Origin of the sequence: Aeromonas sp. FDAARGOS 1416, from assembly GCF_019048085.1 — a bacterium.
GTDB lineage: Bacteria > Pseudomonadota > Gammaproteobacteria > Enterobacterales > Aeromonadaceae > Aeromonas > Aeromonas veronii.
On sequence record NZ_CP077301.1, the window covers coordinates 2,127,821 to 2,143,034 of the forward strand.

Here is a 15,214-nt window from a genome sequence, read left to right on the forward strand (position 1 = left end):
ACGATCTCACAAGAGATATCGGCGGCAAGAGGCCAAGCTTTAGCGACAAACTGCAAAGGCGTGCCGTTGGTGTGGCAAAGGCTTGCCCCTCAGCGGCAACCGACCGCAAGCGGCGCTTATTCCCCCCTCTTAGCTCCGTGCCAGCCGGCAGGAAGCTCGCTACAGTAAAACCAGGGCAATCAGACGCCGCTTATCGGGAGCCACACTCATGCACCGCTCTTGCTTCTCTTTATTGCAGATGTTGTTGCCAATGCTGCTGGCGCTATCCGGCAGCGCCGTCAAGGCCGCAACACAGGATCAGGAGTGGGCACAGGAGCGCGCCAATGCGGTGCTTTCGCTGATGACCTTCACTGTGGTGCCCGACATCACCGCCAGCAACCTCGATATCGGCAGCGGCACCAATCAATCTGCCGCCCTTAACATGACCCAGATCGGTGGCGGCGCCACCATGAGCGAAGCCGTGCCCATCTATCTGGAAGGGGCGATCGGCTTTAGCCGCTACGATCCCCAGTTTGTGGTGAGCAACGGCACCGAGAGCCGCACCCTCCCGACCAAATGGAACAGCCTGACAGCTTCGGGCGGGATCGGCTGGGATATCGCCCTCCATGAAGACCCGCGCGGTGGCCACTGGGTGCTGCGCCCTATCGCCAACGTCTCGCTCGGTACCATGGCCAGCGATCTGCGGATCGGCAACTGGCTTCTGGAGCGCACCAAGGGCTATTCGCTGGATTTTCTCGATGGTGGACAGCTCAATATGTACGGACTGGGAGGCTCGCTGATGCTCGACTACGAGCTCTTTTCAAAGGCGCAGGATATCGATATCGAAGTGCGCTACTCCTACCAGCACCTGCAGAGCTTTGGCGGTACCTCGACCAGCGTCCGTGGTCACGCCGAGGCGGAGAACCTCGGTCTCTATCTGCGTCGCCGGGCCCCGCTATTCCACTGGACACTGCTCGACAGACCGGTGCGCTATGTACTGGAGGGGGCTCATACCGCATATCTGGGGGAGCAGCGGGGGTTGCTTGGCTTTGACTCCCTCAACTCCATCGGCGCCGGTCTGGAGCTGGATAGCAGCAAATACGACATCATAGTCACCCGTACCCGGCTGGTTGCCCGCTATATGTTCAGCCACAACACCAGCGGTTATTCCATCGGGTTGGCCATGAGTTTCTAAGTCGTTATATTTTCCTGCCACGAGTGGGCAATCCTCAGGGAAAGTATATTAACGTTCCAGATAATCATGCCTCTATTGATGGAGGGTTTATTGATCTGCCCCTTTTCATATATCTCACCACCCATTAATATCAGGTAAAAATATCCACCTGCTGGCAGGCTAATTCCCCCCCTAGCACACCGAATATTGGAGTTTTTGTCTGTGTATTTACGGCGCGCAATGGCTGATTGGCCCTTGATATCGCCAGCCTGTGCCATCATGCAACAGAGGAAATACTCTACTCCCGGCATTGCAGCCCTATGGCAACTTTATCGACACCCATAAGGAACCATCCCGGATGGTCCCCCATCTTTTGCACAGTGACTTGAACTGCACCTAACCCATTGTTTTAAATGATTTATAGTTTTTCATATTTTATGAATCCAATTAATCCTGTTTTATTTTACTTACATCACCCGACTGCTAAATTTGGCGTCATCCCGGCAGGACGAGGCGCACTGAAACGACTGACTGCGGGCTACCGATAACAGGTGTGCAATGAGCACAGAAATAACGTTCAGGCATAGCAACCGTTATTTTGACGACATCACACTTGCTGATCCTTGTTGATTTGAGGTTATCTGATGAAAAAAACGCTGCTTGCTCTCTCTGTATTGGTCATGACCGGAACCGCATATGCAGGGGTGCCTGATTTATCCGCCAGCTGTCCTGGACATATTAATCTTCGCGTCGAAGATGGCACGGCTTATATCAATAACCAGCAAGTTCCACTTAAAAAAGTGAATTCAAATTTCTACGAGGCGAGCAAGGGGCGCACCACCCTCTCCATGGTGAAAAATGGCGACTGGGGCATCACCTATTTTGTCAAAAATGGCGACAGTGGCGCCTGCCAGCTCAATGACGATGAGAACGATGACGACGGCGATGATGATGATAATGAAATCGCCAGTAGCAGTGCCTACAACGGCAGCACTGCGCAAACCAAGGTTGCCGAGAACGCCTGCATGAACGCCGTCGCCAGAAAAGCGGGCGTCAGCCGCAGCAAACTGACCCTCGACTATGTGGCCGACTCCCAGGCGGGGATGATGATTGATATCAAGGGGCCCCATGACCGGCTCTGGCACTGCCTCACCGACGCCCGCGGCCATATTTCTGGCATCAATCAGGACTGATTTCGAGCCACGGCTCAGCGGGGCCCACACCTACCGTGGGGGCTCCACCCCTTATCCATTGCAATTATTTGATACAGGTAAATGAAGATGAAATCCAAACAGACTCTGCTCAATGTCGCCCTCGGTTGCCTGCTGGCTGTCGGTATCTCCGGCTGTGCCGTGGCCAAAACCCATCACGGCCACAAGACCCATGCCCAAGCGCACGCTCAGGAAGGGGCCGTGCAGTATGGCGACGAGAGCCCGTGGGCTGGCAACTATAAGGCGGTCACTGACGATGGCCGCACCGTGGCCGAAATTCACGTCGATACCACAGGGGAGACCTATATCGATGGCAATCAGGTAAAACCAAGCCACAGCGGCAGCGATTACCTGAAATTCAAGCAGGAGACCATCACTTACACCCTGCGCAAAAGCGGTGCCAGCTGGAAAGACAGCGATGCCGGCACCAGCGGCCGCATCCTGTTCGATTGATAATCCCGACACCGGCCTTGCCAGACACCAAGCCCCGCCAAGGGGCTTTTTTGCACCTGCGATTTAGCATCAACCACAGCCCGCCCCGAAAAATCCAGCCTTGTCACAGAGTTAGTGCAATCTGTCACATATTCCTTCTGATGGAATGGGTAGAATGGCTCAGTTTGGCCCCCATCGTCCACATGGAGCCACGATGTCGATTGCCAACCGCACTGGCTGAGTGATCACGGCGCCCGGCATGGAGATGGCCTGCCAAGCGCCGCCAAGTATTTGCGCCACCAGTTACACCACAGGGATAGAGATTTTTGCCATGGCCAAGTTTTTGAATACCAGCGCAACCAACTACTTTCTTGAAGAACTTATCAAAGATGCCAAAGAACGTCTGATCCTGATCAGCCCCTTCCTCAAGCTCAACGACAGGATCAAGGAGCTGCTCACCGACAAGAACCGCCTCAAGATCGATGTGCGGATCGTCTATGGCAAAAGTGAGCTGCAACCGGAAGAGATCAGCTGGCTCAAAGAGCTCACCTATATCCGCACCAGCTTTTGCAAAAACCTCCATGCCAAGTGCTATCTCAATGAAGAGATGTGTATTGTCACCAGCCTCAATCTCTACGAGTTCAGTCAGGTCAATAACAACGAGATGGGGGTATTGATCCAGCGCTCGGAAGATCATGACCTTTACCGTGATGCCTATGATGAGGCACAACGAATTATTCGGGTTAGTGATGAAGTCCGCATATCCCTTGAACGGGTTGTCAGTGAAGCCGAAACCCAACAGCCTTCTGCTAACGAAAATGAGTCAGCCACTGAAAAACTGACCTCATCCAAACTGGCGCAAAAGTGGGGGATCAAAACCAATGAGTTGTTGGAAAAAATGGTGACTCACGGCTTGCTTGAGCTGCGTGACAGCAAGCATTACCTAACAGCGAAAGGCAAAGAGGAAGGAGGGGAGTTTAGAATGAGCCCCAAATTTGGCCCCTATTTCCTCTGGCCAGAGGCCATGAATCCCCTCTAATTCACTGACTGGATAAATGTGAAATGGACTTCACTCCCGTTATTGCGGTTCTGCTGGGCCAGTTCTGGTATCTGCTGCCCCTGTTGTTGATTGCCACCCTGATCAAAACGCCCAAGTTCAAAGGAATGGTTGGGGAAGCATTTATCAACTTGGGCATCCGGCTCTTTCTCGACAAGCGGGAGTACCACCTGCTCAAGAACGTGACCCTGCCGACCCCGCAGGGCACTACCCAGATCGATCATGTGATCGTCTCGCGCTTCGGGCTGTTTGTGATCGAGACCAAGAACATCAAGGGGTGGATATTTGGCAATCCAGCCCACAAGAGCTGGACCCAGCAGCTCTATCGCCGCAGACATACCTTTCAAAATCCCCTGCGCCAAAACTATCTGCACCTGATGACACTCAAATCCTTGCTGGGTCTTGCTGATCATCAGCTCCATTCGATTATCTACTTTATTGGCGACTGCACCTTTAAAACCCCCATGCCGGATAACGTGATGAACCGCGGGCTTATTCGCTATATCAAGAGTAAAACCGCGCAGGTGCTGACCCCTGCCGAAGTCACCAGAGTGATCGACACCATCCAGCGGGGACGACTGGCCGCCAATTGGCAGACCCATAAACAGCATGTGGCGCAGTTGAAAGCACGTCACAGCGAGGTTCCCCACCCGCCTTTATCCGTAGCTGCAATGCCTGTCGTCAATCAGGTGGTGAACGCCTCGCCAACCATCACCGAATCGCGCCCCCAAGAAAATCCACTATGCCCCAGATGCGGCAACCCGATGATATTGCGTACCGCCAAACGGGGGGATAACCGAGGCAATCGGTTTTGGGGATGCAGTGGATACCCCAAATGCAGATTCATTGTAAATCTCACGGGGAACAGCAAGGCATGAACTGCCACATAAGGGGAAACTCACTCTCACATCAAGGGCGGCCAATTGGCCGCCCTTGATGCTTCTTACCTAATCGTCGCCATCTGCCGCACGCATCGTTGCTCCCTGTCATCCACCCGCTTGGCAAACCAGGCGGTGGTGAGGTTGCGGGTGATTTTTGGGCTCTTTAGCTGTATGCCGGGCAGGATGGCGCGGGGCAGTCGCTTGCCCGCTTGCTTGTCGGCCAGGGTAAAGATGCGATGGTAGAGATCGGTCTCGGCAAATTCGGCGGTATCCCCTTTACGCAGGCTCTGGTGGATCGCCTGCTTGCTCATATTGACCCGGTTGGCGAGGGTGTAGACGGCAAGCTCGGTATTGCCCGGCAGATCCGAGTCATAGCGGATCAGATCCCCGTCCAGCGCCAGAGTTTTGCCACTCAAACGGCTGACGGCGGCCTGAAAAGCGGCATTGCGGCTGGCGTACCAGCCAGCGTTGAAATCGGCAAAGCGGTAGAGGGTATCCGGGTAGTCGGCGGGATAACCGAAGATATGCTTGGTGCCAAACCAGATGCCGCCGCGACGGGTAAAGACTTCGTGGCGGATGGAATCCTTGATTGGATAGGGGTAACCACGGGCGTTGGCCTCGGCAAAGGCGATACTCACCTGCATCGGGCCGCCGGTATGCACCGGGTTGAGGTTGCCAAACAGCGTCTTGCCCATCGGCAGCATGCTGATCATGTCTTCGAAGATTTCACTCATCTCCCGCTCGGTACGCAACTTGTCGATCCGCTCGGCGTAGCTCTTGCCGGTGGGCGAGTTGATGGAGAGCGCGGCCCGCACCATAAATTCGGGGATCAGCAGCTTGGCTGCCCGTGAGTTGATCTCTTTCCAGGCGATCTTGCCAAGGCCCGGCACCACGGGGTCGGCCTGATAAGTGGCTTCCTGCTCCGCCACCGCCAGCACGCTACAGACATTGTGATCATTGACCGTCACCCCCTGGGTGGTGAGCGCCGTCACCACGTCGTTGGCCCACCCTTGTTTGTCAGGCACCTGACGGGGCAAGAAGCGCACGATGCGGCTCTTCATATCCGCCGGTTTGCGCGGCTGCATGGCAGGCGGCGTTTTGGGGTTGCTTACGCTCGCCTCTTTGGCAGGCGCGGAGGCGGGATCACTGGCACAACCGGCCAGCAACAAGGCAGAGCAGAAGGCAAGAAGACGACAGGAAGGTAAAGCGCTCATAAGCATGTCCATTTTTTGTAGGCCCTACAGGCAGCGCCGCTGGCACTGCACTGACAAGCAAAGTGGGGCCATTGTAGAGGATTGCCTGCCGCAGTTGAAACCCGCGCTCGCAGCATCCCCTCCCCTTGCCAGCTTTTGCCACCCCACGCGCCATCCGTTGTCTGCGATGCGGAACTCATGACCTTCTTCAAGGATTCACCCGCCCCGAACCGTACGGTGAGCGACAGATAAAAAGAAACCCCCGCCATCGCTGGCGGGGGTTGGTCGTCTGGCAAGTCGGGCTGATGCCCGCTGCAAACGCTTAGCGGTTTTTCACCTTCTGGTGCAGCTCCTGCACCGAGTTGACGCTGGCAGTGGCATCAACGCTGATGGCCATGCAGGTCGCGAATGCCTCGTTCATGGTGGTGGTATACGCCACCTTGTTCTGCAGGGCAGCGCGGCGCAACTGCTTGGAGTCCTCGATAGCCACCCGCCCTTCGGCGGTGTTGACGATGTAGGTGTACTCGCCATTCTTGATGCGGTCGAGAATGTGCGGGCGACCTTCGTGCACCTTGTTGACCAGACGCGGGTTGATGCTCGCCTCGCCCAGCGCGACGGCGGTGCCGTGGGTGGCGTCGAGCTCGTAACCCAGCTCCAGCAGCTTGGCGGCCAAATCGACCACCTGTGCCTTGTCGCTGTGACGAACAGACAGCAGGGCACGCCCCTCTTTCGGTACAGCGTGGTTGGCACCCAGCTGCGCCTTGGCATAGGCCTCGGCAAAGCTGCTGCCCACACCCATCACTTCACCGGTGGAGCGCATCTCCGGCCCCAGCAGCGGGTCAACCCCCGGGAACTTGGCGAACGGCAGTACCACCTCTTTCACCGAGTAGTAGGGCGGGATGATCTCTTTGGTAAAGCCCTGCTCTTTCAGGCTCTGACCGGCCATCACGCGGGCGGCAATCTTGGCCAGCGGCGCACCGGTCGCCTTGGAGACGAACGGCACGGTACGGGCGGCACGCGGGTTAACCTCGATGAGGTAGATGTCATTGCCCTTGACCGCGAACTGTACGTTCATCAGGCCGATAACGCCGAGCTCCAGCGCCAGCTTGCGCACCTGCTCGCGGATCTCGTCCTGAATCTTCTTGGACAAGGTGTAGGGCGGCAGGGAGCAACCGGAGTCACCGGAGTGGATACCGGCCTGCTCGATGTGCTCCATGATGCCGCCGATAACCACATCGGTGCCGTCGCAGATGGCATCCACGTCCAGTTCGGTGGCATCGTCCAGGAAGCGGTCCAGCAGTACCGGCGATTCGTTGGAGACGCTAACCGCCTCGGCGAAGTAGCGACGCAGGTCGGTCTCGTCGTAGACGATCTCCATGGCGCGGCCACCCAGCACGTAGGAGGGGCGAACCACCAGCGGGTAGGTGATGCGCTCGGCCACCACGACCGCCTGCTCCAGCGCGGTGACGGTGCCGTTTTCCGGCTGCTTGAGGCCAAGGCGCTCGACGGCAGACTGGAAGCGCTCACGGTCTTCGGCGCGGTCGATGGCATCTGGGCTGGTACCGATAATCGGCACACCGTTGGCTTCCAGTGCACGGGCCAGTTTCAGCGGGGTCTGGCCACCGTACTGGACGATAACGCCCTTGGGTTTCTCGATGCGCACGATTTCCAGCACATCTTCTAGGGTCACCGGCTCGAAGTAGAGGCGATCCGAGGTGTCGTAATCGGTGGAGACGGTTTCCGGGTTGCAGTTGACCATGATGGTCTCGTAACCGTCTTCGCGCAGGGCCAGCGCCGCGTGTACGCAGCAGTAGTCAAACTCGATGCCCTGACCGATGCGGTTCGGGCCACCACCGATGACCATGATCTTGTCGCGGTCGGTGGGGTTGGCCTCGCACTCCTCGTCATAGCTGGAGTACATGTAGGCGGTGTTGGTGGCGAACTCGGCGGCGCAGGTATCGACCCGCTTGTAGACCGGGAAGATGTTGTGGCGGGCACGCAGCTTGCGCACTTCCCCTTCGGCCACTCCGAGGATCTTGGCCAGACGGGCATCGGCAAAGCCCTTGCGCTTGAGGGCGCGCAGGAAGTCGGCATCGAGACCGGCCATGCCGCGCTCTTTCACCTCTTCTTCCAGCTTCACCAGCTCTTCAATCTGCACCAGGAACCAGGGGTCAATCTTGGTCAGCTTGAAGATGCCGTCCATGGAGAGGCCGGCGCGGAAGGCGTCGGCGATGTAGAAGATACGCTCGGCGCCGGCATCCTGCAGCTCGTGGCGGATGCGGGTCAGGGAGTCCGGGGCATTGAGGTCGACCATGGGGTCGAAGCCGGTTTTGCCGGTCTCGAGGCTGCGCAGCGCCTTGTGCAGGGACTCCTGGAAGTTGCGGCCGATGGCCATCACTTCACCGACCGACTTCATCTGGGTCGTCAGACGGTCGTTGGCACCGGCGAATTTTTCGAAGTTGAAGCGCGGCACCTTGGTGACCACGTAGTCGATGGCCGGCTCGAAGGAGGCCGGAGTACGACCGCCGGTGATGTCGTTCATCAGCTCGTCGAGGGTGTAACCGATGGCGAGCTTGGCGGCGATCTTGGCGATGGGGAAACCGGTCGCCTTGGAAGCCAGCGCAGAAGAGCGAGACACCCGCGGGTTCATCTCGATGATGACCATGCGACCATCTTTCGGGTTGATACCGAACTGGACGTTGGAGCCGCCGGTCTCGACACCGATTTCGCGCAGCACCGCCATGGAGGCGTTGCGCATCAGCTGGTACTCCTTGTCGGTCAGCGTCTGGGCTGGCGCGACCGTGATGGAGTCACCGGTGTGGATACCCATGGGGTCGAAGTTTTCGATGGCGCAGACGATGATGCAGTTGTCGTTGCGATCCCGCACCACTTCCATCTCGTACTCTTTCCAGCCGATCAGCGACTCATCGATGAGCAGCTCTTTGGTCGGCGACAAGTCCAGACCGCGCTCGCAGATCTCGACGAACTCTTCGGTGTTGTAGGCGATGCCGCCACCGGAGCCGCCCATGGTAAAGGAGGGACGGATGATGCAGGGGAAGCCAACCATCTGCTGCACGCCCCACGCCTCTTCCATGTTGTGGGCGATGCCGGCACGCGGGCACTCCAGGCCAATGCTGCGCATCGCCTTGTCAAAACGGGAGCGGTCTTCGGCCTTGTCGATGGCGTCGGCGGTGGCACCGATCATCTCGACACCGAACTCGGCCAGCACGCCATGCTTCTCCAGCGCCAGTGCGCAGTTAAGCGCAGTCTGGCCGCCCATGGTGGGCAGGATGGCGTCCGGGCGCTCTTTCTTGATGATTTCGCGTACCACTTCCCAGGTGATGGGCTCGATGTAGGTGGCGTCTGCCATCTCCGGGTCGGTCATGATGGTGGCCGGGTTGGAGTTGACCAGAATAACGCGGTAGCCCTCCTCGCGCAGGGCTTTGCACGCCTGGGCGCCGGAGTAGTCAAATTCGCAGGCTTGGCCGATGACGATGGGGCCGGCGCCGAGGATCAGGATGCTCTGAAGGTCGTTACGTTTTGGCATGAAACTCTTTCCTCTATTTCTTAGGCGCGATACTGCTTAATCAATTCAATAAAGTGGTCAAAAAGACCGGCACAATCGTGCGGGCCCGGGCTCGCTTCGGGGTGCCCCTGGAAGCTGAAGGCCGGACGGTCGGTGCGATGGATACCTTGCAGGGAACCATCGAACAGGGAGACGTGGGTGGCGCGCAGGCAATCCGGCAGGCTGTTCTCGTCTACCGCAAAGCCGTGGTTCTGAGCGGTGATCATGACGGTGTTGTCATCAAGGCTCTTCACCGGATGGTTGGCGCCGTGGTGGCCAAACTTCATCTTGACGGTCTTGGCACCGGAGGCCAGACCCAGCAGCTGGTGACCCAGACAGATGCCGAACACCGGCGTGTTGGTATTAAGGAAAGCCTTGATGGCCTCGATGGCGTAGTCGCACGGCTCGGGGTCGCCGGGGCCGTTGGAGAGGAAGATGCCATCCGGGTTCATCGCCAGTACCTCGGCGGCCGGGGTCTTGGCAGGCACCACGGTCAGGCGGCAGCCACGGTCAACCAGCATCCGCAGGATGTTGCGCTTGACGCCAAAGTCATAGGCCACTACGTGGTATTTCAGCTGGTCGGCATCCGGGGTGACATGCCCCTTGCCAAGCTGCCAGCTCCCTTCGGTCCAGTTGTACGCTTCACCAACCGTCACCTCTTTGGCCAGATCCATCCCCTTCAGACCGGGGAAGGCGCGGGCCTGTTCGAGAGCATAAGCTTCATCGACCTGTTTCCCGGCCAGAATGCAGCCAGCCTGAGCGCCTTTCTCGCGCAGGATGCGGGTCAGTTTACGGGTGTCGATGTCGGCGATGCCAACGATGTTGTGAGACTTGAGGTATTCGGAGAGAGATTGCTGATTGCGGAAATTGGAGGCAAGTATCGGAAGGTCCCGGATGATCAATCCCTGAGCATGGATCTGACTGGACTCTTCATCTTCGCTGTTGGTGCCGGTGTTGCCTATATGGGGGTAAGTGAGGGTGACTATCTGACGGGAATAAGAGGGATCGGTGAGGATTTCCTGATAGCCCGTCATCGACGTATTGAAAACCACTTCACCAACGGAACATCCCTCGGCGCCTATCGACACGCCTTTGAACACAGTTCCATCTTCCAGCACTAGCAATGCAGTGTGATTCAAGACAACCTCCAGTTATTTAGCTTTAAATTCAGCAATTTACCTGGGTGTTGCGGGCTCGGTTCCGGTCTTGGACAGGACTCGAACCCGGCAGATTTCTGGCAAATTGGGCGCATTCTACTTAAAAAAAGTGGCATTTCAACGTCTTTTCTCAAATGAAATGCATCTAAATTCAATAAAAAAGCAACATTACCCATTATCTATGCACTTGATCGCTTTGCAACCCCCTCCCGCGAAAGAAAAGGAAAAATCACCATCAAAAGATGCCATTAAGCCAGCGATAACGACAAAAATAAACAAAAAAACCAATTAAAACAATGACATTTAATTTTACACAAAAAACATTAATGACAAATTTAACGCTTTTATGATGACAAGATTGAACATGAAAATTGGAAAACGTTTTTCTGCGTTTGAATTTTTAGTCTTTTCCAGTCCGTGTAAAAAAATGGCTTTATCCGCCATAAAGATGCTCAAATCTGTTACCTGGTGATGACATTCAGGAAGGGAAAATCTGGCGGATAGCGCAATAGTGTGATTTATAAGGCATTCAGATAAAAATTGCCGATAGCGTGTCTTTTTACACAAACTCTGGCTGACTGACAGCAAAAACCCCGGCAAGCCGGGGTTTTTCACTGGGTAGCTGTAGTACGAAAGTGCCGCACAGAGGCATCACTTGAGATTGAGCACATCCTGCATGTCATAAAGACCGGCACCCTGCTGACCAAGCCACTTGCCCGCCCGCACAGCACCGTTGGCGAAAGTCAGGCGACTTGAAGCTTTGTGGCTGATCTCCACCCGCTCGCCTATATCGGCAAACATGACGGTATGCTCCCCCACCAGATCGCCGGCGCGAATGGTGGCAAAGCCGATAGTGTTGCGATCCCGCTCGCCAGTGATCCCCTCGCGACCATAGACGGCGCACTCCTTGAGATCCCGACCCAGGGTTTTGGCGACCACTTCCCCCATGGAGAGGGCAGTACCGGATGGCGCATCCACCTTGTGGCGATGGTGGCCCTCGATGATCTCGATGTCGGTGTAATCCCCCATCACCTTGGCGGCCTGCTCCAGCAGCTTGAACACCAGGTTGACCCCGACCGAGTAGTTGGAGGCGAACACGATACCGATCTGCTTGCCCGCCTCTTTCAGGGCGGCCTTGCCTGCATCGTCAAAACCGGTGGTGCCGATCACCATCTGCTTGTGGTGGGCCAGCGCAAAAGCCAGATTGGCAAGGGTCACCTCGGGGCGGGTGAAGTCGATGATGAGATCAAACTCATCGCGCACCTTGTCCAGACTGTCGCTGATGGCCACACCCAGATGGCCCAGCCCATTGAGCTCACCGGCATCAAGACCGATCACCGCCGAACCCGGCCGCTCCAGCGCGGCGCCGACCACTACGCCATCGGTGTTGGTGATGGCCTCCAGCAGCACCTTGCCCATACGACCATTACAGCCCATCACGGCCACACGGATCGGATTGTCCATCTCCACCCTCTCATCTCTTTTAATTATGGAAAGAGACCGTTTTACCAGCCCGCGCCGGGTTTGAAAAGCCATGATGCCACCACGCCTTGCTGCGCTCGCCAACGGCAGCGCACACTGGCTGGCCAAGAACTTCCTTTTGGTCACAGGCCGTTTTTCATCGTCGCACTCCATCATTTGGCAGACCGGGTGCCATCTGATAGGTTCGAACGAGTGAAATGCCAGCATAAGCAAAATCAGGGCAACGCCCGTGTCGATATCAAACGAGGTGCAAGGATGAGCGCAGGATTGCTGTTTGCAGTGGGGTTGGGATCACTGACCCTGGTCATGCTGGCCGCGGCTCTGCTGTTTGGCGGGCCGAGCTCGGCACCGGCGATGGCCAGCATCAACGACCCTTTCAAGGGGAGTGACTGGAGCAATATGCCACCCCTCTCAAGATACCCGGCGCGTGACGGCACGCAGTTGGCCTATCGGCACTATGGCGCAGAGGGCAATACGAAGAACAACAAGGTCAAGGGCAGCGTGGTATTGGTTCATGGCTCTTCTGCCAGCAGCCAGAGCATGCACAAGATGGCGGACGCCTTTTCGCAAGCGGGATACGACGCCTACGCCCTCGATATTCGCGGCCATGGCGCATCGGGCAACAAAGGCACCATTGCCTACATCGGCCAGCTTGAGGACGATCTGGAAGATTTCATCAAGTCGGTAGCCCCCGACAAGCCTGCAACACTCGTCGGCTTCTCGTCAGGGGGTGGCTTTGTGCTGCGCGTTGCTGGCAGTGCGCGACAAACGCTGTTCGAGAGCTATCTGCTGCTCTCCCCCTATCTCGGCCCCACCGCCGCCAACTACCGGCCCAACAGCGGTGGCTGGGTGCGTGTCGGCTTGCCTCGCCTCATCGCCCTGAGCATCCCCAACGGTTTCCATATTTCCGCACTCAACCATCTGACCGTGCTGAACTTTGCCCTTAATGATGAGGCGAAATCCCTGCTGACCCCCTCCTACTCCTTCAACCTTGCCTCGAACTTCCAGCCAGAACGCGACTATCAGCAGAACATACGCAATGTGCAACGCCCCTGCGCCGTGATCGCAGGTGCAAATGACGAAGCCTTCCAAACAGATCAACTTGAACCTGAGTTAAGACGTCTCGGCATCTCCTGGCCTGTCACCCTGCTGCCCGGTATTGGCCACATTCCGCTGACGCTGGAACAGGATGCTCTCGCGACAGCCGTTCAGGCGGTGGAGAAACTGACACAGTAACCACACAGCCCAGGTCTTGTGTCCACGCGTTCTGGAAATATCCGAACCATGCTCACGTAGAGATAGAGAGAGGTGCGGCTGACGTTTGGCTGCGGGAGAAATCCCCAAGATGGCATGCAGAGATCTTATCGTTTACCTCTTTCCTTATTAAAGGCACGCGATACCCGCTGACTGCGTCAGAACAGCAATGAACAATAAACAGCGCTAACTTTTTTTTCCGAATATTCTTTGGATATCTCAACAACACCAGAATCATCAAACAAAAACACCTATCCATCTGGACGTCTATCTTGACCAAGCGAGGTTGACTCACTACTGTGGGCACCCCAATGCGGCAGGATGCCCGCCCTGTTTTCCCCCTATCCCTATCCGATACAGGTACAAAGCAGTTCATGACAGGAGGTCATTGTTCAATTTCAGAGGAACACATGATCCAGACTCAACCCAGTGCCAGGGCCTTGCTGCCACTTCTGGTTTTTCTCGCACTCTTTATCGGTACCGGTACCTGGCTGACCCTGCAGGGGGTCGAGTTCGCCTTCTATCAGCTGCCAGCTCCGGTTGCTGCCTTGCCTGCGGTAATGCTGGCCCTGCTGCTTGGCAAAGAGAGCTTCAACAGCAATCTGGAGACCTTCTTCAAGGGGGTTGGCCACAGCAATATCATGGCGATGTGCCTTATCTATCTGCTGGCGGGCGCCTTTGCCAGCGTGGCCAAGGCCACCGGCGGCGTTGATGCCACCGTGGCGCTGGGTCTCTCCCTCATTCCCGGCTGGGCGCTGTTGCCCGGACTGTTCCTCATCTCTGCCTTTATTGCTACCGCCATGGGCACCTCAATGGGCACCATAGGTGCCGTGGCGCCGGTGGCCCTCGGTGTGGCGCAGGCGGCCGGTATCGATCCGGTGCTGATGGCAGGTACCATTCTCTCCGGCGCCATGTTTGGCGATAACCTCTCCATCATCTCCGACACCACCATAGCAGCAACCCGCAGCCAGGGGTGCGAGATGAAGGACAAGTTCCGCGAAAACTTCAAGATTGCGGCCCCAGCTGCCATCGCGGTGATCCTGCTCTATCTGACCCTGGGCTCAGTGGGTGAATCCCCAGCCAACGGCAGCTCCATCGAGCTGTTCAAGGTGATGCCTTATCTGCTGATCCTGGGGCTAGCGCTCGCCGGAGTGAATGTGTTTGTGGTGCTGGGGATCGGCATTCTGGCCGCCGGAGTGGTGGGCATGATCAACGGCTACGCCATCGGTCAATTCAGCAAGGATATCTATCAGGGCTTTAGCGGCATGCAGGAGATCTTCCTGCTCTCCATGCTGATCGGCGGTCTCGGCGCCCTGATGGAACGTCAGGGTGGACTGGCATGGATCAGCGAGCGCATCAGCGCCCTGATTGCCCGTTTCACTCGCGAGCACAATGGTGAACAGAACGAGAAAGCCGCCGAGCTCGGCATCGCCGGGGTGGTGAGCCTCACCAACCTCTGCACCGCCAACAACACGGTGGCTATTATCGTCGCCAGCAAGGTAGCCCGGGATCTGGCCGAACACCACGGTGTCACCCCGCGCCGCGCCGCCTCCATGCTCGATATTTTCTCCTGCGTGGTACAGGGTCTGATCCCCTGGGGCGCACAGGCGCTGCTGCTGGGCTCCATCTTCGCCCTGTCACCGCTGGCGGTAGTGAGCATGAGTTTCTACCCGATGGCGCTCGCGGTGGCGGCACTGATTGCCGTGTTCGTGAAGCACCAGATGCGCGGCAAAGCTGACAAGTAACAGACCAGACGCTGGCGCGCCGACATGCCATCAACAGGGGCCACACCCTGGCCCTTGTTGACTCACTATCGGATCCGCCAGCAT

The 15,214-nt window shown here is 57.1% G+C and carries 11 protein-coding genes; 7 read left to right on the plus strand and 4 right to left on the minus strand.

Features of this window, described 5'->3' with window-relative positions; translation table 11 throughout:
* Positions 1-250 precede the first annotated feature (250 nt).
* From I6L46_RS09370 to I6L46_RS09390, 5 genes are all read left to right on the plus strand, one after another.
* Positions 251-1,174, plus strand: a complete 924-nt coding sequence (locus I6L46_RS09370; RefSeq protein ID WP_234887736.1) for an autotransporter domain-containing protein — start codon at positions 251-253, stop codon at positions 1,172-1,174.
* Positions 1,175-1,797: 623 nt separating this feature from the next.
* Positions 1,798-2,346 carry a hypothetical protein gene (locus tag I6L46_RS09375; protein ID WP_136501575.1) on the plus strand — a complete coding sequence of 183 codons (549 nt, stop codon included), beginning with the start codon at positions 1,798-1,800 and terminating at the stop codon, positions 2,344-2,346.
* An 87-nt stretch (positions 2,347-2,433) separates the two neighbouring features.
* Positions 2,434-2,817, plus strand: a complete 384-nt coding sequence (locus tag I6L46_RS09380) for a hypothetical protein (protein WP_042056543.1) — start codon at positions 2,434-2,436, stop codon at positions 2,815-2,817.
* Positions 2,818-3,055: 238 nt separating this feature from the next.
* Positions 3,056-3,835 (plus strand): phospholipase D family protein, encoded by a 780-nt coding sequence (locus I6L46_RS20725; RefSeq protein WP_254203148.1) that lies wholly within the window; start codon positions 3,056-3,058, stop codon positions 3,833-3,835.
* Between the two features lie 23 nt (positions 3,836-3,858).
* Positions 3,859-4,731 carry a nuclease-related domain-containing protein gene (locus I6L46_RS09390; protein WP_127005817.1) on the plus strand — a complete coding sequence of 291 codons (873 nt, stop codon included), beginning with the start codon at positions 3,859-3,861 and terminating at the stop codon, positions 4,729-4,731.
* A gap of 65 nt (positions 4,732-4,796) precedes the next feature.
* On the opposite strand, the gene I6L46_RS09395 is transcribed toward I6L46_RS09390, so the two are convergent.
* From I6L46_RS09395 to dapB, 4 genes are all read right to left on the minus strand, one after another.
* Entirely contained in the window at positions 4,797-5,948 is a 1,152-nt protein-coding gene (locus tag I6L46_RS09395; protein WP_201989150.1) for a DUF1615 domain-containing protein, read from the minus strand.
* A gap of 301 nt (positions 5,949-6,249) precedes the next feature.
* Positions 6,250-9,474 (minus strand): carbamoyl-phosphate synthase large subunit, encoded by a 3,225-nt coding sequence (gene carB, locus I6L46_RS09400; protein WP_216977951.1) that lies wholly within the window; start codon positions 9,472-9,474, stop codon positions 6,250-6,252.
* Positions 9,475-9,494: 20 nt separating this feature from the next.
* On the minus strand, positions 9,495-10,631 hold the full coding sequence (carA, locus tag I6L46_RS09405; RefSeq protein ID WP_005337628.1) for a glutamine-hydrolyzing carbamoyl-phosphate synthase small subunit: 1,137 nt from the start codon (positions 10,629-10,631) through the stop codon (positions 9,495-9,497).
* A 669-nt stretch (positions 10,632-11,300) separates the two neighbouring features.
* A complete protein-coding gene (dapB, locus tag I6L46_RS09410) occupies positions 11,301-12,113 on the minus strand; it encodes a 4-hydroxy-tetrahydrodipicolinate reductase (protein WP_005347132.1) in 813 nt (270 codons plus the stop codon).
* A 273-nt stretch (positions 12,114-12,386) separates the two neighbouring features.
* On the opposite strand from dapB, the gene I6L46_RS09415 reads away from it, so the two are divergent.
* The gene (locus tag I6L46_RS09415; protein WP_216977952.1) at positions 12,387-13,367 is read left to right on the plus strand and encodes an alpha/beta hydrolase; all 981 of its coding nucleotides are present in this window, start codon (positions 12,387-12,389) and stop codon (positions 13,365-13,367) included.
* 428 nt (positions 13,368-13,795) lie between these two features.
* A complete protein-coding gene (locus tag I6L46_RS09420; protein ID WP_216977953.1) occupies positions 13,796-15,130 on the plus strand; it encodes a Na+/H+ antiporter NhaC family protein in 1,335 nt (444 codons plus the stop codon).
* The last annotated feature ends 84 nt before the right edge of the window (positions 15,131-15,214 follow it).

Excerpts from the sequence above, each read along its gene's own strand:
- I6L46_RS09370 (WP_234887736.1), top strand. The coding sequence starts at position 251 with ATGCTGCTGGCGCTATCCGGCAGCGCCGTCAAGGCCGCAACACAGGAT.
- I6L46_RS09375 (WP_136501575.1), top strand. The coding sequence starts at position 1,798 with ATGAAAAAAACGCTGCTTGCTCTCTCTGTATTGGTCATGACCGGAACC.
- I6L46_RS09380 (WP_042056543.1), top strand. The coding sequence starts at position 2,434 with ATGAAATCCAAACAGACTCTGCTCAATGTCGCCCTCGGTTGCCTGCTG.
- I6L46_RS20725 (WP_254203148.1), top strand. The coding sequence starts at position 3,056 with ATGGAGATGGCCTGCCAAGCGCCGCCAAGTATTTGCGCCACCAGTTAC.
- I6L46_RS09390 (WP_127005817.1), top strand. The coding sequence starts at position 3,859 with ATGGACTTCACTCCCGTTATTGCGGTTCTGCTGGGCCAGTTCTGGTAT.
- I6L46_RS09395 (WP_201989150.1), bottom strand. The coding sequence starts at position 5,948 with ATGAGCGCTTTACCTTCCTGTCGTCTTCTTGCCTTCTGCTCTGCCTTG.
- carB (WP_216977951.1), bottom strand. The coding sequence starts at position 9,474 with ATGCCAAAACGTAACGACCTTCAGAGCATCCTGATCCTCGGCGCCGGC.
- dapB (WP_005347132.1), bottom strand. The coding sequence starts at position 12,113 with ATGGACAATCCGATCCGTGTGGCCGTGATGGGCTGTAATGGTCGTATG.
- I6L46_RS09415 (WP_216977952.1), top strand. The coding sequence starts at position 12,387 with ATGAGCGCAGGATTGCTGTTTGCAGTGGGGTTGGGATCACTGACCCTG.
- I6L46_RS09420 (WP_216977953.1), top strand. The coding sequence starts at position 13,796 with ATGATCCAGACTCAACCCAGTGCCAGGGCCTTGCTGCCACTTCTGGTT.